Genomic DNA, 17,463 nt, shown 5'->3' on the forward strand with positions numbered 1-17,463 from the left:
AGGACCTTGGGCCGATGTGTGTGATGTCGTCGTCGCTGGCCCGGATACCGGAAGCTCGTAGACAGCGGGGCAGGGCCTGTTGGAGTTCAGCCCAGAAGTGGCGCTACGGGCTCCAAAACCGCCTCGTCGGCGAGACGACAGGGCGAGGAACCGGCTCGGCCATGTCCAGGGCGACGCCCGAGTCCTCCCACCCGGAGTCCTGCGTGCTCACCAGCAAGACCACGTCGACGAGTTGAAGGTCCAGGCTGGTGGCGTCAGGCGTACGCAGAGGCCTGAGGCATTGGCGAGGTAAAGGTCAAGCTGTATCGGGTGGATGAGGCGGGTCGCGTTCGGCGTCGGCCCCGCTGATCCGCAGCAGCCGGGGAGCGGTCGGCTCGGGGATCCGGCACCACGCAGTACCGCTGAGCGAGAGATCCACGTGGTAGGTGCCCAACCTGGTGGTCGGACGTGCGCGTGCTGTGGCGGGTGGCTGCGGCGGGATTCGAACCCGCGACCGCATCGGCTTATAAGACCGGCGCTCTACCGCTGAGCTACGCAGCCGGGTAAGGGGCTGCGCTCCAACTATCGCCGGAGCGCAGCCTTGAAGGCGGACGGCCCTGGGGAGGCTGAGGGTTCGTCCGCTGTCCTCGAAAGACCGGTGAGGAGGTGCATGTTGGACGCTAATTCGGCACGGTGACGGACGGTCACGGGTTACGTGTCGCCTTCTCTAAACCGGCAAGTTGAGGAGTGAGCAGGGTGCAAGTCGAACTCCTCGGGATAGCTGCTGGGGAGCCTCCCGCCATCCGGCAGCGGCTCTGGGCCAGTGGTCAGGAATGACCCAAGGTCTGCCAAGTTGCGTATCTCCGCGAGCGGCACGGCGCCACCGCATTCCGGGCAGGGGCCGAGCAGGAAGAACGGCTCGTCGTCATAGAGCGGGTCCCGGTAGGAGAAGCTGTAGACCTGCTGTGGGTCGTCGGGGTCGTCCGCGTGCAGCGTGAGTGGCGCCAGCGGGAGTGACAGGTGGTTCCAGTTGTGGTTCGGCTGCACGTGGACCGGATCGATGCCCAGCAGCGCGGCCAGACGCACGGCGGTTCGGGCGATGTCGACGGCGCTGCGCGGGGAGATCAGTGGATGGGTGGAGTGTTCCTGTACGTAGGCAGTGGCGGATGCTGCGCGGTTGGCGATGGTCACAGTCGGACACCTCCAAGTGGTAGATCGATTACGGCTCAGCGCCTGCGCGACGGACGTCTGTCGCGCACCGCGCTGGAGCGTGGGTGGGCGGAGACGGTGCCGTCTGTTGTGCGGCGAATGTGTCGCGGACCGTTGCCCTTTTCGCTCACCGGCTCAGTAGGAGCAGACGATGGTGGGCCTTGCTTTTCAGGTCGTCGTGGGTCCCCTCCAGCGCCCGCTGAGCGCGTGCCAGATCCTCGGTGAGGTTGCGGGGCACGACCTTCAGCCGGTGGTCAAGGTAGTCGGTGATGGTCCGCTCAGCCGTGTACAGGGTGCGGCCAAGCTTCTTGGCCTCCTCACGGAACATGCCGTCCAGCAGGTCATGCCTCCGCGTTGACGAGGCGATCTCCAGGTCGCTTGCGTCCTCCTTCAGCGGCCACAGGCCGGAGACCAGGTCGTGGAACTGGTCGATCAGCAACTCGGTGCGGACGAGCTGGTTCTCCTCGCGCTCGAACGCCTTCGCGTAGTCGAGGGTGAGGCCGAGCGCCCGTCGGGCCTCGTTCAGCCGGTCCAGGGCGCCGGACGTGTGCCGGATACCCCAGCGGTGCACGGCGTCGCGGGTTGCGAAGCGTTCCGTGTTGCCGCACTGGATCCGCCACGGGGTGACCACCCACTCCGATTGCCGGGTACCGTCGTGCGAGTTGATCGCAGCGAGATAGAGGAGGATCTCGTCGTTGAGTCCGCCCCGATCGATCACGATGGACTGGGGGATACGGACGGTGACGAAGGTCCTGCGGCCGTCACGTAGAGCGCCGGCCGACTCCCAGACCAGGTCGAAGCTGTTGGTCAGATCCTGGAGGAACTCGAACACTCGCCGGTTCTGGAACACCGTGTAGTCCCTGCCGACGGCACCCAGGGCGCGGCCGGTGTCTTCACGCACGGTGTGGAACCGGTCGTCGTGGTGCCGGATTTCCCCCTCCCACTCGTACAGGGCCGGGACCTTGCGGACCTGCCAGTCGAGCCGGGCCAAGCGCAGCACCTCGTCGATGTCCGTGGTGCCCCCGGGGATGACGGTCCCCAGGCCATGCCATGTAGGCACAGTGGAGTAGAGGGCTGCCTGCCCGGTGGTGGTGTCCAGTCCGTGCTGGCCGAGGATCTGAGCGATCCTGCCGTCCGTGTCGCGCTGCACGCGGAAGGTCTCGCCCGCGTCCCAGCCGGTGAGCACGCGGTAGCGGTCCTCGCCGATCGGCTCGACCTCGCCTCGGTCGATCCGCTCCTGGAACCGCCGTGCCTCCTCGTGCACGGCTTCGATCTGGTCCGTCTTCTCCTTGACGAAGGCGGCGTTGACGTCAGTCGTCATGGTCATTCCTCGGTGATGTCTCGAATAGTGATGCGGTAGCGGCGCACCGGCCTGGTCCGGCCTCTACGCCGACTTCGATGGGCGCGGCCTGCCTGCCGCGGAGCTGTCTCAGGCGGGACAGGAACTCGTAGATCGAGTCACGTAGTTGGGCGCTGTGCAGCGGGCACACCCAGGAGGTGTTGCGCGTGACCGTCCACAGGTAGAAGTCCCGGCGGCCGGTCTCCTGGCGGGGCTCCGCGTCCCAGGTGACGTGGTCACCGGCCTCTTGGAGGTCGCCCGCCCACTGGATCAGCAGACCTCTGCGTACTTGACCCAGTGGGCGGGCACGTCCTCCACGAGTCGCTTGTGATCGGGGTCCCGAACGGACAGCCGAGAGCCGATGCCGACGACGTAGCCCCTGAACGGCGCGTGGGCAGGAGGCGCGACCACGACTGTCAGTTGCTCGTCCGAATGCATGCCGCGCTTCATGGCGCGGAGCGTCTCGAGCGTGTAGATCACACGCTTCTCCTTCAGTGTTTACGGCAGGGCAGCGTGCCCATGCGGATCGGGCACCCGCCTCGACCGGGTTGTCCGACCTGGCGGTCGCGGAACTCACGAGGCGCGGGGTCTAGGAAGCGGTCAGCCAGGCCGGCGATCTCGTCCGCCAGAGAACGGCATGCGTCCCTGACCCGCCAGACGGTCAGGTTGGCGGGTCAGGGAGCAGTCCCCTCCGGGGTTGCCCCCCTGCGGGCCGAGGAGGGGAGAGGGACCCGCAGGGGGAGTGCGCGTGGCGGGGTGTGAGCCCGCAACTCAGCCGGGCTGAGAAGACCCCGCCAACTGCCGTGCGGGTACACGTGCTTGGGATACGCGATCACAGCTCGCACGTGCTGATCAGGGTGGCGGCACGCGCCGGTCAACGGTGCCCACGCTGTCGGCAAGGGGGTGCCGCGCTTGAGCCACTCGTCCAGCTACTCCCAGGAGTCCGCCAGGTCACGGGCGACCTCGATCGGATCCTCGGTGGTACGCACCGTCCGCAGAGCCTGGCGGGCGTCCGTCAGAGCCACATCGGGGTCCACGCTCACAGCTCCTCGAACCACGCGTAGGCGACGCCGTCTTCGGCGAGCCAGTCCACCCGCAGCGGACGGCCGTCGCGCGTCACAGTGTCTACGCCGTGGGCACGAAGGTCGACGTCCCGGAAAGACGACAGCTTCCGGAAGCGCTCGACACCCTCCCCTACGACGTAGTCGCGTTGTGAGGGAGTCATGGGACGGTCGACGATCCGTACGGTGCCGTCCGGCCAAGGACGGTAGTGGGTGATCACGATGAGTCCTCCTCTCGGGACGGCGGGGCGTAGAAGGTGACTCCGTCGATTTCGACGGGCTCGATGGGGCCGCGCGTGGACGTGCTCGCCAGTCGCTCGGTGTGGGCGACCCAGGTGACCGACTGAACTGTTGCTGGGAGTTCGCCGAGTCGGTGGGCCGCTTCGCGGTAGACCTGTGCGAGCAGGGCGTACCGGTTGGGGTTGGTCAAGCCCCGGTCACGGGTGCCGTAGGTGTCGCCCACGGCAATGTCGTGTGCGTGCCGGTCGATCACGACCGCATCCAGGTCGGACGGATCTGCGATGCAGCGAAAGAAGTTGCCGGTCTTCAGGCCCATCGGGAGGACGTCCTCCGGGTCCTCCCCCAGCATGATCCGTTCGGCCTTGCACAGCGCATCGCGGACGTGGCCGGAGGCTCTCCCGCTCCGTAACGCGCCACGGGCCAGCCTGCAGTTGAGCGACCAGCTCTTGTTGGCGCTCAGTGCGGCGATCACACCGGCCCCTTTGCGCGTCTCGCCGTCGGCGATCACCGTCGCCAGGCCGTGTGCGGTGGGGTACCAAGCGCGTCCCCGCGCGACCTGTTCGGGGGTAGCGCGATGCCACGCGGAGATGATGTTCTGGACGTATCCCTCACGGGTTGCATCGTCAATTCTGGTAGGGATCATGGCGCACTCTCCTCAATCTCTGCGCCATAGACACGGCCCCCGGGATGCCGCCCGGGGGTCGTATGCGGGTGTGAACGTGGGTCAGTCGCCCTGGTACGCCTCATTGCGAGGGGTGGGGCCACACACTGGGCAGGTGACGTCCAGGTCATGACCATTCGCTCCACTAGGAGCGGCCCCGGCTTGGGGCTGCGACTCAGTGGACGCCGAAGAGACCCGGGGCGACGTTCAGCAGCGCAATGCAGGTGATGGCCAGCCAGCCGATCACCGGTCCTACGCGCTCACGGAGGTGGCTCATGACGCAGAGCCCTCGCTGACGGGATCGCGCACGATCTCATCCCACGCCCTCTGTCCCTCCGGACGGTGGGGGTGGAAGGGAGCGGCCTTGTCCGGGCCGACCCGGAAGAACTCGCGGCACTCGTGGATCTCCAGGTCGATGAACCACTGGATCATGGCCGCGTATAGGTCGTCGGCGATCACGTATTCATCGGCGCTGATGATCGCCGTGGACGCGAGAAGGATCTTCTCCGGGTAGCCGCTGAGGGCTTGGTCGCGGTTTGAGTTGACGGTCTCGACGGACGCCTGAATGATCACGAACGGCGTCCCCTCGGCCATCAACTCCGCCTGGATTTCCCACCCTGGGCGGAAACTGACCTGGTTGATCAGGTCGGCTGCTTGCTGCGCCTCCATGGCCTCTCTCCTCAGTCCCTGGGCCAGGCATCCGGACCGGTATGCCGACCGGCACGGACGTGCTCTCGTCTGTAAGAGCAAGGGGGCGCACCCGGCGGGATGCGTCCGATGCTCCGGCAGATCAGTGACCGCCGAACCCCAGGGCCGACGTGATCGTTTCGGCCCAGTGGTAGTGCTCGAAGAAGGCCAGGGGGACCAGGGCGAACGCCCCCGCCAGCAGGTAGTCGTCGACCTTGGCCCACGTGTGGCGCACCGCGTTGCAGATGTCCTGGCGCCAGGTGACGTCGATCGTGATCTCGCAGCCGAAGACGCCGGGGTGGTACTGGCGGTGGATGCGCCCCAACTTCCCGTTCGAGCAGGTGACGTGCACGTGGTGATTGCCGTCCGGCCGCTCGACGATGTGTTCAAAGCGCCATGCCCGTCCGGCATCCGGGCCGGACTGCATGTGCAGCGTCGAGCGGGGGGTGATCTCCTGACCGGTCGTGCCTGAGACAAGTTTCATGATCGCCTCTCCAGATCGGTTCTGGTCCTGCCCGCGAACAACGGCCCCGGGGGGGGACCATTGATCACGGGCAGGATCAGAGCCTGATCTCTTCCGAGGCGGACAGGTCGTAGATCGCGATCTGCTTCCGCTGACGACCAAGGAACTCGGCCTGAGCACGGTCGTCGATGATCTCGACCGGGTCCAGGTACAGCTGCTGGCCGTCCACCCACCCCCCGAGTGCGTTGGCTCCGGGGTACAGGGCGTGCAGCCGCTCGACGTCCGCCGCGAAGTCCGCAAACGGGACGTCGGACGGGATGGACCACTGTTCGTCAGTGGCGGATACCGCGAACCCGGATGCCGCCGGGGTCAGGGTTCCATCCGCATTGAAACGGATCGTGAAGCCGCCGTCCGTGAACACGGCGTCGTACAGGTGGATTAAGTCGCTGGTGACCAGCATGGAATCGCTCATGATCAGCTCTCCCCGTCTGACCAGGAATAGATGAACTCACCAGACATGCAGAGAGCAGCGCACCACTAAATCCCGGAATCCCGGACCGGCACACCACTCTCACCTAAATACGGATCCGCAAAGTCTCCGATTACCGATCACGGAGAAATTCACCGAAGATCCTTTGAGGCATCAGGCAGTACGACCCACTACGTCCGGGCACACGTATCGGCTGCCCGGTTGGATCAAGCGCTATGGCGTCTGCCGTTTCGCGTTCGAAAACGAACCGGAAGCAACAGAGCGGCATTCATGCGTTCGATTGCTGCTGTAACGCGCTCTCACCTATATACGGAACACCGGACCATCCAATTACCGATCACGGGGAAATAACTTCAAGATTCTTCCGCGGGCAAGGATGCCGCCCAATGACGGAGACTGTCGCGCCTCCGGCATTCAAACTGGGGCAACGCTAGGTCCCCGGGCATTTAAGTGCCCGGGGACCTAGCGTTGCACGCTATCAGGCAGTGTGCGGCGGCTCGGTGCTGCGGTAGACGAGTTCGTCTCGCACGGCGTCAAGAGACGCTGTCAGCGATCGCCATTCCTTGACCGCAGCGTCACGTGTGCGCTGCACCTTGGACGACGAGTGGCGCGGTCCGCCGTACATATCTTGCGCAGTCCGTCCGAGCACGCTGGTACGGCCGAGATCATCAGCCTGCTTTGCGATGTCCAGGATCGTGCTCAGAACCGGGAACTCGCTTCCGTCACCCCACGCAGACCGGAAGATCGTTTCGCTCTGCCCCGAGAGATACGGCGTCACTGCCAGCGTGGACAGTTTGTCCGCGTGCGGGATTCCGCGCGTGATCTGTACGCCCGGAGTAGCGTCCAGCGGATCCGGTTTGACGTCCAGCCGGTACCCGTTCCGCGCGGCGGCATCCCGGACCGCCCAATAGTGGAGCGTCTTACGGAACACGATGATCGTTTCGCCGTCCCTGCGGACGTACTGCCATGCGCACGGTTCGCGGGTTTCCACCCACACAGCCGAAATCTCGCAGGTTGCGATAATGTCGCGCAGCCGCTTTGTGAAGATCAAAACGGAATCCTGGGTGGCATCGTCGCTCACGTCATCCGTCCCGTACAGTGCGGACCCGCTACGCGCTATGGTGGCGCTTCCGTCCATCCGCTTACGAGACCGTGTGGAATCGACTGTGCGGCAGTATCCGCGCGCGATCCTTTGCAGTTCCGTAAAGTCCTCCGACGTCACCCGTTTCATGTCCTCTGCCGTGACGTCCCCCACAGGCTTGTCCGCCTGTATTCCCTTGGCGGGAAGATCGCTCACGATCCTCTCCGATCACTTATGACGCGTACCCTCTGTATCGCGTCCCTACCCTTCCATTCTTGCGCATTTCCACTTCAATTCAAGGGTAGGCGCTCGAATTTCCCTACCCTTTACGGAAATTCGAAGCCGGCGAGGAGATCAACATAAATAGAAATGAGGGACCCTAAAGGGTGGACACGGTAACAAATCAAAGACCCAGAAGGGAGCGAATTAAAGTACAGCAAATCCCTGAAAGTTATTCACGTGATCGAGGAATCAAAAAAGACTTCCTAAAAGCATTCCATGCATCACCTACGCCCTCCCCCGCTTCGTCTGTCTACGTGCCTACCGGCCACACAGTTGCGCACATCCCGGGAAGCAGCCACAGTGTCGCCCGCCTGCACCAAGTGAGGCTGCAGGGGCTGCCGGTCTAGCAGGCAGACGTATAAGTAGATGCCATGGCACTGAAATTGGAACCCCCATCGTCTGCAGCGTTCCCACCCACCATGACAGACTGTGACCGTGGCGTATGCGCTGGGCTTTTACGGAAGGCGGTTTACCTCCGTGGCGGGGCTGCCGTAGCGTGACGAGACCGATGCGTCCAGACGCAAGGGGAAAAGGGTCATGCCCGATCGAGCACACAGAAGGTCAAGATGGGCCAGCAACGCTGGGCAAGAAGGGCTTTTTAACGGTAACAGGTGGCGACGCGGGCGGAGCACAACCCCCACTGTTCTGCCCGGCGACGAGAGGTACTTGCGGGGCATACTCGATCTGCGTCATCTACTGTGCGGCGAATGGGTGTGGGACGTATTCGTCACCCTTCATCAGCGGCCGGCTCAGTATTCGAAGTTACTCACTGCTATTCAGGAAAGACACGTCGACGATGGCTGGCCTGGCCGTACGCACCATCACCTCCGGGACAGCACGTTGAACCGGACTCTGCGGCGGCTGGAGCAGGGGGAGCTCGTCGAGCGAATCCGTGAGGCGGAGTTCCCTTATCACACGACGTATCAGCTGACGCCTGCTGCGAAGGAGCTGCTGGACGTGGCGGTGCCGATCGTTGCATGGGCGGAGAGCCATTCGGACCTGGTGGAGCGGGCCCGGCAGCGTCGGCACCAGGAGGCCTCCAGAGACGACTGAGCGTCACATCGCCGATGAGCCAGTCGGCTTCGGTGCCCGAACTTCGCGCGCCGTCAGCTGGCCTGTCGGTTACGGGGCGGTCGGCGCTGGAGGCGTTCGAAGAGGGCCACGGTGTCGGGACTCGGCTCATCGTCGACTTCGGCGAGTGTGGTCGTCAGCAGCGCGAGGGTACGAGGTATGGCGTCGTGCTGATCGAGTTCAGCCTGGAGCCGGGCGATGTCGCAGTACAGGGCTTCGTTGTAGCGATCGAGAACGCGGGCGCGTTCGAGCAGAGTGAGTGCCTGTTCCGGGTCGGTATCACGCACACTGCGGACCAGGGCGCTGACGGCGTCGAGTACATCCCGGCGGAGGGATTCGCGCGGCACTTCGATCCATTCGGTGGCAAGGTCGTCGGCGAGGTCCCCGGCGTACAGGTCGACGGCATGTTCCAGGGCCGCGCGACGTCGGGGTTCGTCGCTGTCGCTGCGGCTCTTCTCGAGTGCGTCTTGCAGTTCCCAAAGGTCGACGGCGACTTGGTCGCGGTCCAGGCCGTAGTGGCCGTCGTGATGGACGGTGATGTCGCGGACTGCGTCGTGGGTGGCGGCGCGAAGCGACCGGCGTAGCTGGCTGACCGTGGCGTGGAAGGCGTTGGAAGGACGGTCTCGTGGGGCGTCGGGCCAGAGCGCGGCTGTCAGCGTTTCACGGCGGGCACCGTGCCGGTGGAGCGCGAGGTAGGCCAGGACTTCGCGTTGCCTGGGAGACAAGTCGTCAGTGAGATTGGCGTGTTCTCCTCCGTCGCCTCGGTGGTGAGTCAGGCGCATGCGGCCCAGAACGGCGAGTTTCAACGGCTGCTGAGTCGCGAGTTGGCGGCGGGGAGCATCGCCTCCATCGGCAAGCGAAGGTGCGGTATCTGTTGGTGCTGGCCGGCCAGTTGTGACTCGGCGAGGGGCGTCTGAACGAGCCGTGGTCGGCGGCGTGCCAGGAACGAACGCGGGGCCGGGGCCGGGCGGCGTGGATGCCTCATCTGGGGCGGAGCCGGGGCGTGGGGGCGTCGTAGCAGGCTGGAGATCTGCTGCACCAGGCGTAGCGGTGGATGCTTCAGGGCGTTTGGCGTTGTCCGGGCCAGTGCGTTGGTCTCTGGCTGCCGTAGGTGTCTGCCGGATGTCGGGGGGTGTGGTGGCAGTTCCGTCGGCTGGACAGTGGCGAGGCCGTGGGGGTGCTGGGCCAGAAGCGGCTGGTTCAGGGCCGGGGCTGAGGTTCCCTGAGGCGGGGTTTTCAGGGGCCGTGGTGCCAGGGGGCCGGGGGGTTGGAGGCGGCGTTACAGGCTCGGCTTCGTGCAGAAGGTCGAGCAACGCCTGGGCATCATCGGCGGGCAGAGTGAAGAGGCGGGCGCCGGTAAGTGAGTCCGCGGCGGAGGGGCTGGTGGCCGTGACGTTGCCGTCCGGCCGGATGCGGGCGGTGACGCCCGGACGCCACTGGCCGACGAGGATGCCGGCCAGGCCGAGGGTGGAGCCGTTGTCGAGGAGAGCTTGCAGGCGGCGGTCGGCGTGCGGGGCGGGGGTGGCTACGAGCACCAGATCCCCGTGAGCCGGGTTGTCGGCGTGCGACGCCGTGCCGGGCTCGGTGTGGGTCCGGGTGCGGGTGAGGAGTTCCGTCTCCATGGCCTCCAGCGCCGCGTCGATGTCATCGACAATGCGCAGCCGACCCGGGTGACCGACGTGCTCACCGATCAGCATGCGTGCGTCGGAGGCCGGGATGAGGATCTCGATAGGGACGGCGGTGGGATGGCGGGATTCAGCGAGCAGGGCAAGCAGCAGGGCGCGGATCGCGTCGACGGCCCCTGGGCCGATGAGACCGAGTCCGTGCACGCGGGCCAGGTCCCAGGCGAGCGACTGACCGTCCTTAATGCCGATGACCCGTCCGCCCGTCGATGGGGATGCTGTTGCGTCAGGTTCATCGTCGGTCGATCGGAGGGCTTCGGGAAGGGCTGGCCGGGGTTCTGCCGACGCGGCGTCACTGCGTTCGGAGAGGTCGGGGTCGCCGCTGCGGGTTGTGTCGTCGTAGGCGCGGCGTAGGGCGCGTACGACGGGGGCAATCGTCAGGTCGTCGCGTTCACCGCTGCCCGGGCGGTAGCGCACGCGGCGGCGCCGCCGGACGGTGAACAGGGCGGCGGTGATCAGCGCAGCAAGGCCGATGCCTACGAACGCGCCGGTGGGCAGGCTAATGCCGGGCTGGCCATGAGGACGGTACGAGGGAAGTTCTGTCGGGGTGGAAGGAGGCGTCGGGGTGCCGTTGGGCGGCGGCGTGCTGGTCGGCGGGGAAGTGTCGGGCGACGGTGAGGGGCTCGACGTGCTGGGGACACTGGTCTGCGGGGGATGCGGTGATTCCGATGGAGGGCTGATGGGTTTGCGGTGTCCGGGGCCGTAAGTGCCGGAATCGGGTGGGTCGTTGGGCAGGCGGAAGATCCAGCCGGGGCGGATGAGGTTGGGGGTGGTGAGAGCGTGTCCGTCGGGCTGGGGCCGGCCGCGGTTGAGGGCGTAGATGTCGGGCCAGCGGCTCCCGTCGCCGAGGGTGCGGTCGGCGATGCGCCACAGACTGTCGTAGATGCCGTCGTGAGGCGGTTCGACTTCGACCGTGCCAAGTGTGCGGTCGTCGCCTTGGGTTTGAGTCGCGGTGGCGGGCTCTGTGAAGGTGATCAGCTGTGCGGGCAAGCGCGTTGGGACACTCGCGGTTGTGGTGGTCGTACTCGCCACGACGGGGGTCGGAGGGGCGGCAGGGAAGGCCGTGGGCCGCTGGGAGATCAGGGCCATGATGATCGTGCCGACGAGCACGGCGGCCAGGGCGTTGAGGGGGCCGGTGTGTTGGGGCACGGCGGGTCGGGGGAAGGCTCGGACCTCGTCCACGGTGGCGCGGGCGACGTCGACGACGAAGGCGGCCCAGACTGGCCAGAGGATGCACGCCAGGGTCTGGAGCAGGAAGCTGGTGCTGATCGGGGCGAGCAGGGTCGCTTCGATCTCGGGCCAGGTGGGGAGGTGACGCGGAAGCGGCCAGCCGATGTAGTGGGCCAGTCCCCAGGGGATCCCGGCAACCAGGGCCGTCAGCACCGCGGTGGCGAGCAGGCCGCGCAGTAGTCGCATGCCGCGCCGCAGCAGGCCGGTGCCGCGCCGGGCCGGCCGAGGGTGGGCAGGATGTTTGCGTGCGGGCATGGCCGGGCCTTCAGGGTTCAGGGGCGGTGATGCCCCGGGCGGGATGGGCGGAGCCGGTGCCGGTCACGGTCAGGGAGTCAAGGCCGAGCAGGCCGAGGAGTTGGGTGTGCTGGCGGGCGGTGACGGTCACCGTGACCGTGTCGTCGGTTACGGTGACGGTGCCGGTGTCGCGGGTGGAGGCGAGGTAGGTCTGGGCCAGCGTGCGAGCCTGGCCGGGGGCGAGGCGTACGGTGCTGGAGTCGCGGTACGCGGCCAGGTCCAGGGCCTGAGCGCCGGCGCGGGCGGCTTCCTGGGCTTCGCCGATGGCGCGGACCTTGGTGGCCAGTGCGAGGCCGCCGTCCACGACGAGGCCGGCGAACATCACGATCGCGACCGCGAGGATGACGACGAACGGGGTGACCTGGCCGTTCTGGTCACCGGCGAGGCCGCGCAGGCGGGCAGAGAGGCCGTGCGGTGTTTTCACGGTGTGTCACCTCCCGCGGTGGGCGTCGTAGAGCGGTAGACGTCGACCGGCGAGGCGAACTCGGCGGTGAGCGTGGTGGTCCCCGGAACCTGGAGCAGGGCCAGGTCGTGCAGGCCGACGGTGCAGGAGACGGCGACCCTGACAGTGGATCCTGCTTGCAGGGTGCCGCGGACGGTGGCGGACAGGGTCTGGCAGGTGACGCCGGCTTCGCTGAGGGCGTCGACGGCGGTGGAGCGGGCGTCGGCCACGGCGGCTGGTCGGCTGCGTTCCAACGTCGCCGCGCGGGCGGCCTGGTGGGCGGCGTCCTCGATCTGGAGGCGGGTGTCGGACAGCCGTCCGCAGTAGACCAGGAACCACAGCATCAGGAGCAGGATGGGGATGGTCAGCACCAGCTCGACGGTCACCGATCCGCGCGCGTCGTGCCGCATCCGGGCAGTCCCGCGGAGGGCATGGTGCCACTGGTCTGGGACTGGCCAACCTGCGCGCGGCAGACGGCTCATGGCTCTCATGGCTTCGTCTGAGCACTCGAGCGGAACTGCTCGACAAGGCCGGACGCGTGGGTTCGGACCGGTAGGTTCAGGAATGGGACGAGGCTGGTCGCTGTGCCGGTGATTTGGACCTCGGCGTGGCCGGCGGTGCGGGTGACGGTGACGTGCGCGCCGCGCAGAGGTCCGCGGCCGAGTTGGTCGAGGACACGCTGGGCCTCGTCCTGACCGGCGGCGGTGGTGCCGTCCTGGACGCGGGCAGCGGCCAGCGCCTGGGCTGAGGTGGCCTGGGCGATGTGGACGGCGTGCCACCAGACGGTGGCCTGCGCAAGCAGCAGCACCATGGTGAGCAGCACTGGCATGATGATCACCATCTCGGTGGTGACCACTCCCCGCTCGTCCCGCAGCAGGCCGGTACGCAGGCGGGTGGCGGTGTGGTCGGTGCGGCATGTGCGATGTTGCTGTCCGGCATCGGTAATCGTCATGTCAGCACACCTACTTGAAGACCACGCTCTTCGCTGCGGCGATGATCGCCGGGCCGAAGATGCCGACAATGGTGAGGGCGAGGGCCGCGAGACCCGCGATCCAGATGACATGTTCCGTAGTGACCCCGCGCTCGTCGTCGGCGAGGCTGGAGATAAGGGACCGAGCTCGGGTCACAAGCGAATTCAGCAGAGACATCAAGGGGTTCCTTCTGGCGTCGACGCCTCGTCACAACGAGTTCGTGATCTGGGTCAGGGCCGGATAGAAGATGAAGATGATGAAGCCGAAGGCCATGAGGATGCCGGGCAACGCCATCCGTTCCGTGGCGGCGTTGGCTTTGCCTTCGGCCTCGGCGCCGCTGCGTTGTCGCATGGCGGCGGCCTTGGCGGCCAGCGAGGCACGTATCTTGGCGCCCTCGGTACCCGCCAGGGAGAGGGCGGCGGCGAGTTCAGTCAGTTCGCTGATCTGGAGTTCCTCGCCGAGCTGCCCCAGTGTCGCCCAGGGGGAGGTGCGGGTGAGGCGGGCGGTGTTCAGCGCGCGGCGCAGTTGTCGGAAGGACCAGCCCTGCCCGATACCGGCCGCGTCGGTGAGGGCGCCATCGACCCCGGCGCCTCCGGCGAGCAGGACGTGGATGAGGTTCAGGTAGGCGCCCAGCGCGTGGCGGAAGGCCTCCCGGCGCCGTTCGGCCTCGGCCCGTACCGTCGCATCCGGCAGGAGGAAGCCAGCGGCCGCCAGGGCCAGCGAGCCGCCCAGCGGCACGGGCCAGGGCAGCGGGCGGCCGCCGAGAGTCAGGAGCACTCCGACCGCGGCGGGCAGTAGCAGCCCGGTCAGTGCGAGGGTGGCCTTCTCCGCCAGGTGCGTTTCGGGTGATCGTTCGGCGATGGCCAGGTCGTGGCTGACTGTGCGGCCGGGCAGGCCGGCGGCGCGCAGCAGGCCGGTGAACGGGCTGCCGAGGCGTACGGCCCAGCCGCCCGTGTCGGTGGTGAGGATGGGCGGCGGGGCGGGGGTGGTGTTCAGCTGGGAAATCAGCGTGGCCAGGCGCGGGCGGGGCGGGATCAGCCACACCACCAGTGCCCACAGGCCCAGGCCGACCCCGACGCCCAGCAGGGCCAAGGCGATCATTCAGGTCACCTCCCGATGCGCGGTCGCGGCAGCCTCTGAGGGCTGGCCGACGTTCTCCAGTCCGGTGAAGAACCGGTCCGGTTCCTCGATGCGTGCCATGCGGCGCAGCCATACGAAGGCGAGCGTGAACAGTGCCCCGATCAGGAGCAGGACGAGTTGCCCAGTCACAGAGTCGTAGGGGGTGAGGAATTGGGGGTTGAACAGGATGAGGGCGCCGGCGAACGTCAGCGTGGTGATCACTACCACGCGCATGGTGGTGCGTGTGCGGGTGCGGCTGGCCTCGACCCGGTGGCGCATTTCCACCTGCGCGCGGGCGGTGGCGGCGAGTTCGCCCAGTAGCGAGGCGAGTTGCCGGGCCTGGTGCTCGGTGGAGAGGATCAGGGCGGCGATCACCAGGTCGGTGGTCGGGTCGGCCAGCTCGTCCGCCAGGTGGCGCAAGGCGGTATGCAGGCGCTCGCCGCGCTCCAACTGGGCAGCCACGTCCGCTACTTGGGGTCGGATTGCCTCGGGCGCGGCGGGGGCGGTGGCCAGGATCGTCTGTTCCAGTCCGGCTGCCGCGGCGAGGGTGTCGCGCAGCATCTCCGTCCATCCGGCGATGCCTTCGATCCGAGCGGTCTGCTCGCGGTCGGCCGTGTCGGAGCCGAGGATCCGCGGCAGGCTCCAGCCGCCCATCGCCGCCAGGAGTCCGCCGGCCACCCACCCGGTGACAGCCCCAACCAGGAGCCCGGCCCCGACCGCGACCGCAAGCCAGCGCCTGGCATGGCGGCGCGGCTCACGCCGCCGCCGGGGGCGAGCCAGACCGGCAGCGGGGGCGGGAGTCCGCCACGCGTGTATCAGCAGCACCAGGCCGCAACCGGCACCGATGCCCAGGAGTCCCATCACGGGCACGTATCCGGTCATGGCCGGCGCCACATCCACTCGGGGCGGTCGATCACTTCCGGTTTGAAGCCCGCCGCGACCAGGTGCTCCATCGTTTCAGTGCGCAGCGGCACGCCGGGTACCGCGCGCAAGTCGGGGCCGGGGCGGAAGACTTCGTTGGAGACGATCTGCTTGTCGTCGGCGTCCACGATCTCCCGGATGGAGGACACCACGCGCTGGTCGTCGTGGCCGCGGGGCTTGTCCAGGTGGATGACGAAGTCGAGCGCGTTGGCGACGAGGAGGTTGGTGGCCTCCAGCGGCAGCCGCTCGGGACCCTGGACGGCGTAGGCGGCCAGCTTGGTGAACGCTCCGCGGCTCGTGGAGGAGTGGAGCGTGCCCATGGAGCCGTCGTTGCCCTGGGACATGGCGTTGCACATCGGAATGACCTCGGGCCCGCGGACCTCGCCGACGATCACCCGGTCCGGGGACATCCGCAGTGCCCACCGCACCAGTTCGGCCTGGCTGACCTCGCCCTGGCCCTCGATGTTCGCCTCGCGGGCCTGCATCGCCACCACGTCCGGGTGCGCCTGCTCATCGGTATCCAGGCCGAGTTCGAAGACGTCCTCAACGGTGACCAGGCGCTCCCACGGCGGGATCTCGGATGCCAGGGCGCGCAGCATTGTCGTCTTGCCGATCGCGGTCCCGCCGGTGATCAGGATGTTCTTCCGCGCACGGACCATGGCGGCGAGCAAGGATTCCAAGCTCGGGTCGAGAGTGCCGTTGTCGCGCAGTTGGCCCAGGGTGGCGCGCTCGAAGCGGTGCCGTCTGATGGACAGCGACGGACGCACGGTGAGCGCCATCACCGCAAACGCGCGCTCTCCACCAGGAAGTTGGAAGCTCACTCCGGGACTGCCTCGATCGAATCGGCGTTCCTCCAGTCCGCTGCGGGCTGCCAGGTCGCGGATGAGCTGCACCAGTTCCGCGTCGGAGCCGACAACCGATGGCAGGCGTTCTCGACGGCCGTCGGCATAGCGCACGAAGACGCGATCGCCGGTGACGTTGATGTTCTCGATCTGGGGGTCCTTTAGCAGCGGCTCCAGCCCGGCCAGCCCGAACACCTCGTTCAGGACGGTGGTGATGACCATCTGCTCGACGTCCGGCGCCACCACCGTCTGTCCGTCTGTGAGTAACTTGTGGGTGTACTCCTCGGCGGCGTCCGTGAGGATCTTCTCCGCCAGGGCCCGGCGGGCGGCATCGTTCATCGGGTGGCGGCCGGCGGCCTCGTCGTTGCGGATCTGCTGTGCCATCCGTGCCGAGAGCTGTTGTCGCAGGTGGATGCGCAGCCGGTCGGCCGGCGGCCCGGTCTGCATCCGGCGGGTGCTGAGGCCGTTCCGCAGGCCTGGGCGGGTAGGTGGCTGTCCGTGTCCGTCGGGGGGCGGGATAACTCCCCTGTACGGCAGGGCTGTGTACTTCTTCTCTGGTTCAGTCATCGCCGTGCCTCACTCCATGACTGCCTTGGATCGTTGGCCCGGGGGGTCGGTGGCTCGATGAAGCCCATCCCGGTGTTGATGTCGGCGGCCTGCTCCTGCTGCAACGCTCCGGGTGGATCGAACGCCCGGGAGGCGGTCAACTCGGCGATCTGGACCATGGCCCGGCCAAGGGGCGAACGGGTCGTTGCCGAGCGCCGTCCGGGTCGTCCGCCCAGTGCGGCGGCGCCCTTCGGGTCCTCCGGGATGCGGGCCATCACCTCGACCTCGAGCTCCCGTGCGACCTCGTCAGTCGGATAGCCATCGCCGACCAGTACAAAGCACAGACACCGCGACCAGCGCGCTGCGGTGTGCCATTGCATGGCCACGTGGGCCAGGGCGTCGTCGCGGGCGCGGGCCAGCAGCAGCATGACGTCGGACTCGCGCGCCACCTCCAGCGCCGGGGAGTCCGGGCCGATGCGCCCGCAGTCGGCGATCACCACCGTGCCGGCGCGGTCCGCAGCCCGCCGCAGCACCCCGGTCCCGGTTGCGCTCGGGGCGAGTTGGGCGAGCGACACACGGGCCTGATCCGCACCGGCCGGCCCGACGACCACCGGCAGCCCGCCGGGCAGCCGCTGCGTGTGCTGCCAGACCAGCCCCGGCTCAGCTCTGTGCCGGGCGGCCGCCGCCAGGCTCATCAACCCCGGAACCGTCTCCAGCCGGTAGCGCGCCAGCAGGTCTCCTCCGGCCGGATCGCACTCGACGACCACCGGCTGCTCCGCGCACTGCCAACGGGCCGCCAGCCCCAGGGCGGCCGTGGTCACACCCGGGGATCCCTTCAGGCTGCACACCGCCA

Annotated in this window: 19 protein-coding genes and 1 tRNA gene; 1 reads left to right on the forward strand and 19 read right to left on the reverse strand. The window is 67.5% G+C overall.

Translation table 11 applies throughout. The annotated features are described in order from the left end of the window. Positions 1-466 precede the first annotated feature (466 nt). The 10 genes from ABZ910_RS07170 to ABZ910_RS07215 form a co-directional block, all read right to left on the reverse strand. A tRNA-Ile gene (locus tag ABZ910_RS07170) sits at positions 467-540 on the reverse strand. A 150-nt stretch (positions 541-690) separates the two neighbouring features. Next, the gene (locus ABZ910_RS07175) at positions 691-1,170 is read right to left on the reverse strand and encodes a hypothetical protein (RefSeq protein WP_361360449.1); all 480 of its coding nucleotides are present in this window, start codon (positions 1,168-1,170) and stop codon (positions 691-693) included. 145 nt (positions 1,171-1,315) lie between these two features. After that, positions 1,316-2,509, reverse strand: a complete 1,194-nt coding sequence (locus ABZ910_RS07180) for a DUF932 domain-containing protein (RefSeq protein WP_361360451.1) — start codon at positions 2,507-2,509, stop codon at positions 1,316-1,318. Positions 2,510-2,797: 288 nt separating this feature from the next. Continuing rightward, entirely contained in the window at positions 2,798-3,007 is a 210-nt protein-coding gene (locus ABZ910_RS07185; RefSeq protein ID WP_361360453.1) for a hypothetical protein, read from the reverse strand. Positions 3,008-3,566: 559 nt separating this feature from the next. Beyond that, entirely contained in the window at positions 3,567-3,809 is a 243-nt protein-coding gene (locus ABZ910_RS07190) for a hypothetical protein (RefSeq protein WP_361360454.1), read from the reverse strand. Beyond that, complete coding sequence (locus ABZ910_RS07195; protein WP_361360455.1) at positions 3,806-4,471, reverse strand: hypothetical protein; 666 nt, start codon at positions 4,469-4,471, stop codon at positions 3,806-3,808. The genes ABZ910_RS07190 and ABZ910_RS07195 overlap by 4 nt, the downstream gene beginning before the upstream one ends. Before the next feature lie 291 nt (positions 4,472-4,762). After that, positions 4,763-5,158: a hypothetical protein gene (locus tag ABZ910_RS07200; RefSeq protein ID WP_361360456.1), complete on the reverse strand. Its 396-nt coding sequence runs from the start codon at positions 5,156-5,158 to the stop codon at positions 4,763-4,765. 121 nt (positions 5,159-5,279) lie between these two features. Next, positions 5,280-5,660, reverse strand: a complete 381-nt coding sequence (locus ABZ910_RS07205) for a hypothetical protein (protein WP_361360458.1) — start codon at positions 5,658-5,660, stop codon at positions 5,280-5,282. A 76-nt stretch (positions 5,661-5,736) separates the two neighbouring features. Beyond that, positions 5,737-6,111, reverse strand: coding sequence for a hypothetical protein (locus tag ABZ910_RS07210; protein ID WP_361360460.1), 375 nt, complete (start codon positions 6,109-6,111; stop codon positions 5,737-5,739). A 496-nt stretch (positions 6,112-6,607) separates the two neighbouring features. Beyond that, entirely contained in the window at positions 6,608-7,426 is an 819-nt protein-coding gene (locus ABZ910_RS07215; RefSeq protein ID WP_361360462.1) for a hypothetical protein, read from the reverse strand. Between the two features lie 906 nt (positions 7,427-8,332). On the opposite strand from ABZ910_RS07215, the gene ABZ910_RS07220 reads away from it, so the two are divergent. Next, a complete protein-coding gene (locus ABZ910_RS07220; protein ID WP_361360464.1) occupies positions 8,333-8,545 on the forward strand; it encodes a winged helix-turn-helix transcriptional regulator in 213 nt (70 codons plus the stop codon). 53 nt (positions 8,546-8,598) lie between these two features. Here the strand turns inward: ABZ910_RS07220 and ABZ910_RS07225 are convergent, their stop codons facing one another. From ABZ910_RS07225 to ABZ910_RS07265, 9 genes are all read right to left on the reverse strand, one after another. Beyond that, positions 8,599-11,235, reverse strand: coding sequence for a hypothetical protein (locus ABZ910_RS07225; protein WP_361360466.1), 2,637 nt, complete (start codon positions 11,233-11,235; stop codon positions 8,599-8,601). 505 nt (positions 11,236-11,740) lie between these two features. Further along, complete coding sequence (locus ABZ910_RS07230; RefSeq protein WP_361360468.1) at positions 11,741-12,193, reverse strand: pilus assembly protein TadG-related protein; 453 nt, start codon at positions 12,191-12,193, stop codon at positions 11,741-11,743. Further along, entirely contained in the window at positions 12,190-12,621 is a 432-nt protein-coding gene (locus tag ABZ910_RS07235) for a TadE family protein (RefSeq protein ID WP_361360470.1), read from the reverse strand. The genes ABZ910_RS07230 and ABZ910_RS07235 overlap by 4 nt, the downstream gene beginning before the upstream one ends. Before the next feature lie 77 nt (positions 12,622-12,698). Further along, positions 12,699-13,163: a TadE family protein gene (locus tag ABZ910_RS07240; RefSeq protein WP_361360472.1), complete on the reverse strand. Its 465-nt coding sequence runs from the start codon at positions 13,161-13,163 to the stop codon at positions 12,699-12,701. A gap of 10 nt (positions 13,164-13,173) precedes the next feature. Then, positions 13,174-13,359 (reverse strand): hypothetical protein, encoded by a 186-nt coding sequence (locus ABZ910_RS07245; protein WP_361360474.1) that lies wholly within the window; start codon positions 13,357-13,359, stop codon positions 13,174-13,176. 30 nt (positions 13,360-13,389) lie between these two features. Beyond that, positions 13,390-14,283 carry a type II secretion system F family protein gene (locus ABZ910_RS07250; protein ID WP_361360476.1) on the reverse strand — a complete coding sequence of 298 codons (894 nt, stop codon included), beginning with the start codon at positions 14,281-14,283 and terminating at the stop codon, positions 13,390-13,392. Beyond that, positions 14,284-15,183, reverse strand: a complete 900-nt coding sequence (locus ABZ910_RS07255) for a type II secretion system F family protein (protein WP_361360478.1) — start codon at positions 15,181-15,183, stop codon at positions 14,284-14,286. Continuing rightward, complete coding sequence (locus ABZ910_RS07260; protein ID WP_361360480.1) at positions 15,180-16,511, reverse strand: ATPase, T2SS/T4P/T4SS family; 1,332 nt, start codon at positions 16,509-16,511, stop codon at positions 15,180-15,182. The genes ABZ910_RS07255 and ABZ910_RS07260 overlap by 4 nt, the downstream gene beginning before the upstream one ends. A gap of 116 nt (positions 16,512-16,627) precedes the next feature. Further along, positions 16,628-17,431 carry a hypothetical protein gene (locus ABZ910_RS07265; RefSeq protein WP_361360482.1) on the reverse strand — a complete coding sequence of 268 codons (804 nt, stop codon included), beginning with the start codon at positions 17,429-17,431 and terminating at the stop codon, positions 16,628-16,630. Between the last annotated feature and the right edge of the window lie 32 nt (positions 17,432-17,463).

The sequence above is a fragment of the Streptomyces sp. NPDC046805 genome (assembly GCF_040645355.1).
GTDB lineage: Bacteria > Actinomycetota > Actinomycetes > Streptomycetales > Streptomycetaceae > Streptomyces.

Excerpts from the sequence above, each read along its gene's own strand:
- ABZ910_RS07235 (WP_361360470.1), bottom strand. The coding sequence starts at position 12,621 with ATGCGGCACGACGCGCGCGGATCGGTGACCGTCGAGCTGGTGCTGACC.
- ABZ910_RS07260 (WP_361360480.1), bottom strand. The coding sequence starts at position 16,511 with ATGCAGACCGGGCCGCCGGCCGACCGGCTGCGCATCCACCTGCGACAA.
- ABZ910_RS07245 (WP_361360474.1), bottom strand. The coding sequence starts at position 13,359 with ATGTCTCTGCTGAATTCGCTTGTGACCCGAGCTCGGTCCCTTATCTCC.
- ABZ910_RS07255 (WP_361360478.1), bottom strand. The coding sequence starts at position 15,183 with ATGACCGGATACGTGCCCGTGATGGGACTCCTGGGCATCGGTGCCGGT.
- ABZ910_RS07180 (WP_361360451.1), bottom strand. The coding sequence starts at position 2,509 with ATGACGACTGACGTCAACGCCGCCTTCGTCAAGGAGAAGACGGACCAG.
- ABZ910_RS07205 (WP_361360458.1), bottom strand. The coding sequence starts at position 5,660 with ATGAAACTTGTCTCAGGCACGACCGGTCAGGAGATCACCCCCCGCTCG.
- ABZ910_RS07250 (WP_361360476.1), bottom strand. The coding sequence starts at position 14,283 with ATGATCGCCTTGGCCCTGCTGGGCGTCGGGGTCGGCCTGGGCCTGTGG.
- ABZ910_RS07200 (WP_361360456.1), bottom strand. The coding sequence starts at position 5,158 with ATGGAGGCGCAGCAAGCAGCCGACCTGATCAACCAGGTCAGTTTCCGC.
- ABZ910_RS07195 (WP_361360455.1), bottom strand. The coding sequence starts at position 4,471 with ATGATCCCTACCAGAATTGACGATGCAACCCGTGAGGGATACGTCCAG.
- ABZ910_RS07210 (WP_361360460.1), bottom strand. The coding sequence starts at position 6,111 with ATGAGCGATTCCATGCTGGTCACCAGCGACTTAATCCACCTGTACGAC.
- ABZ910_RS07240 (WP_361360472.1), bottom strand. The coding sequence starts at position 13,163 with ATGACGATTACCGATGCCGGACAGCAACATCGCACATGCCGCACCGAC.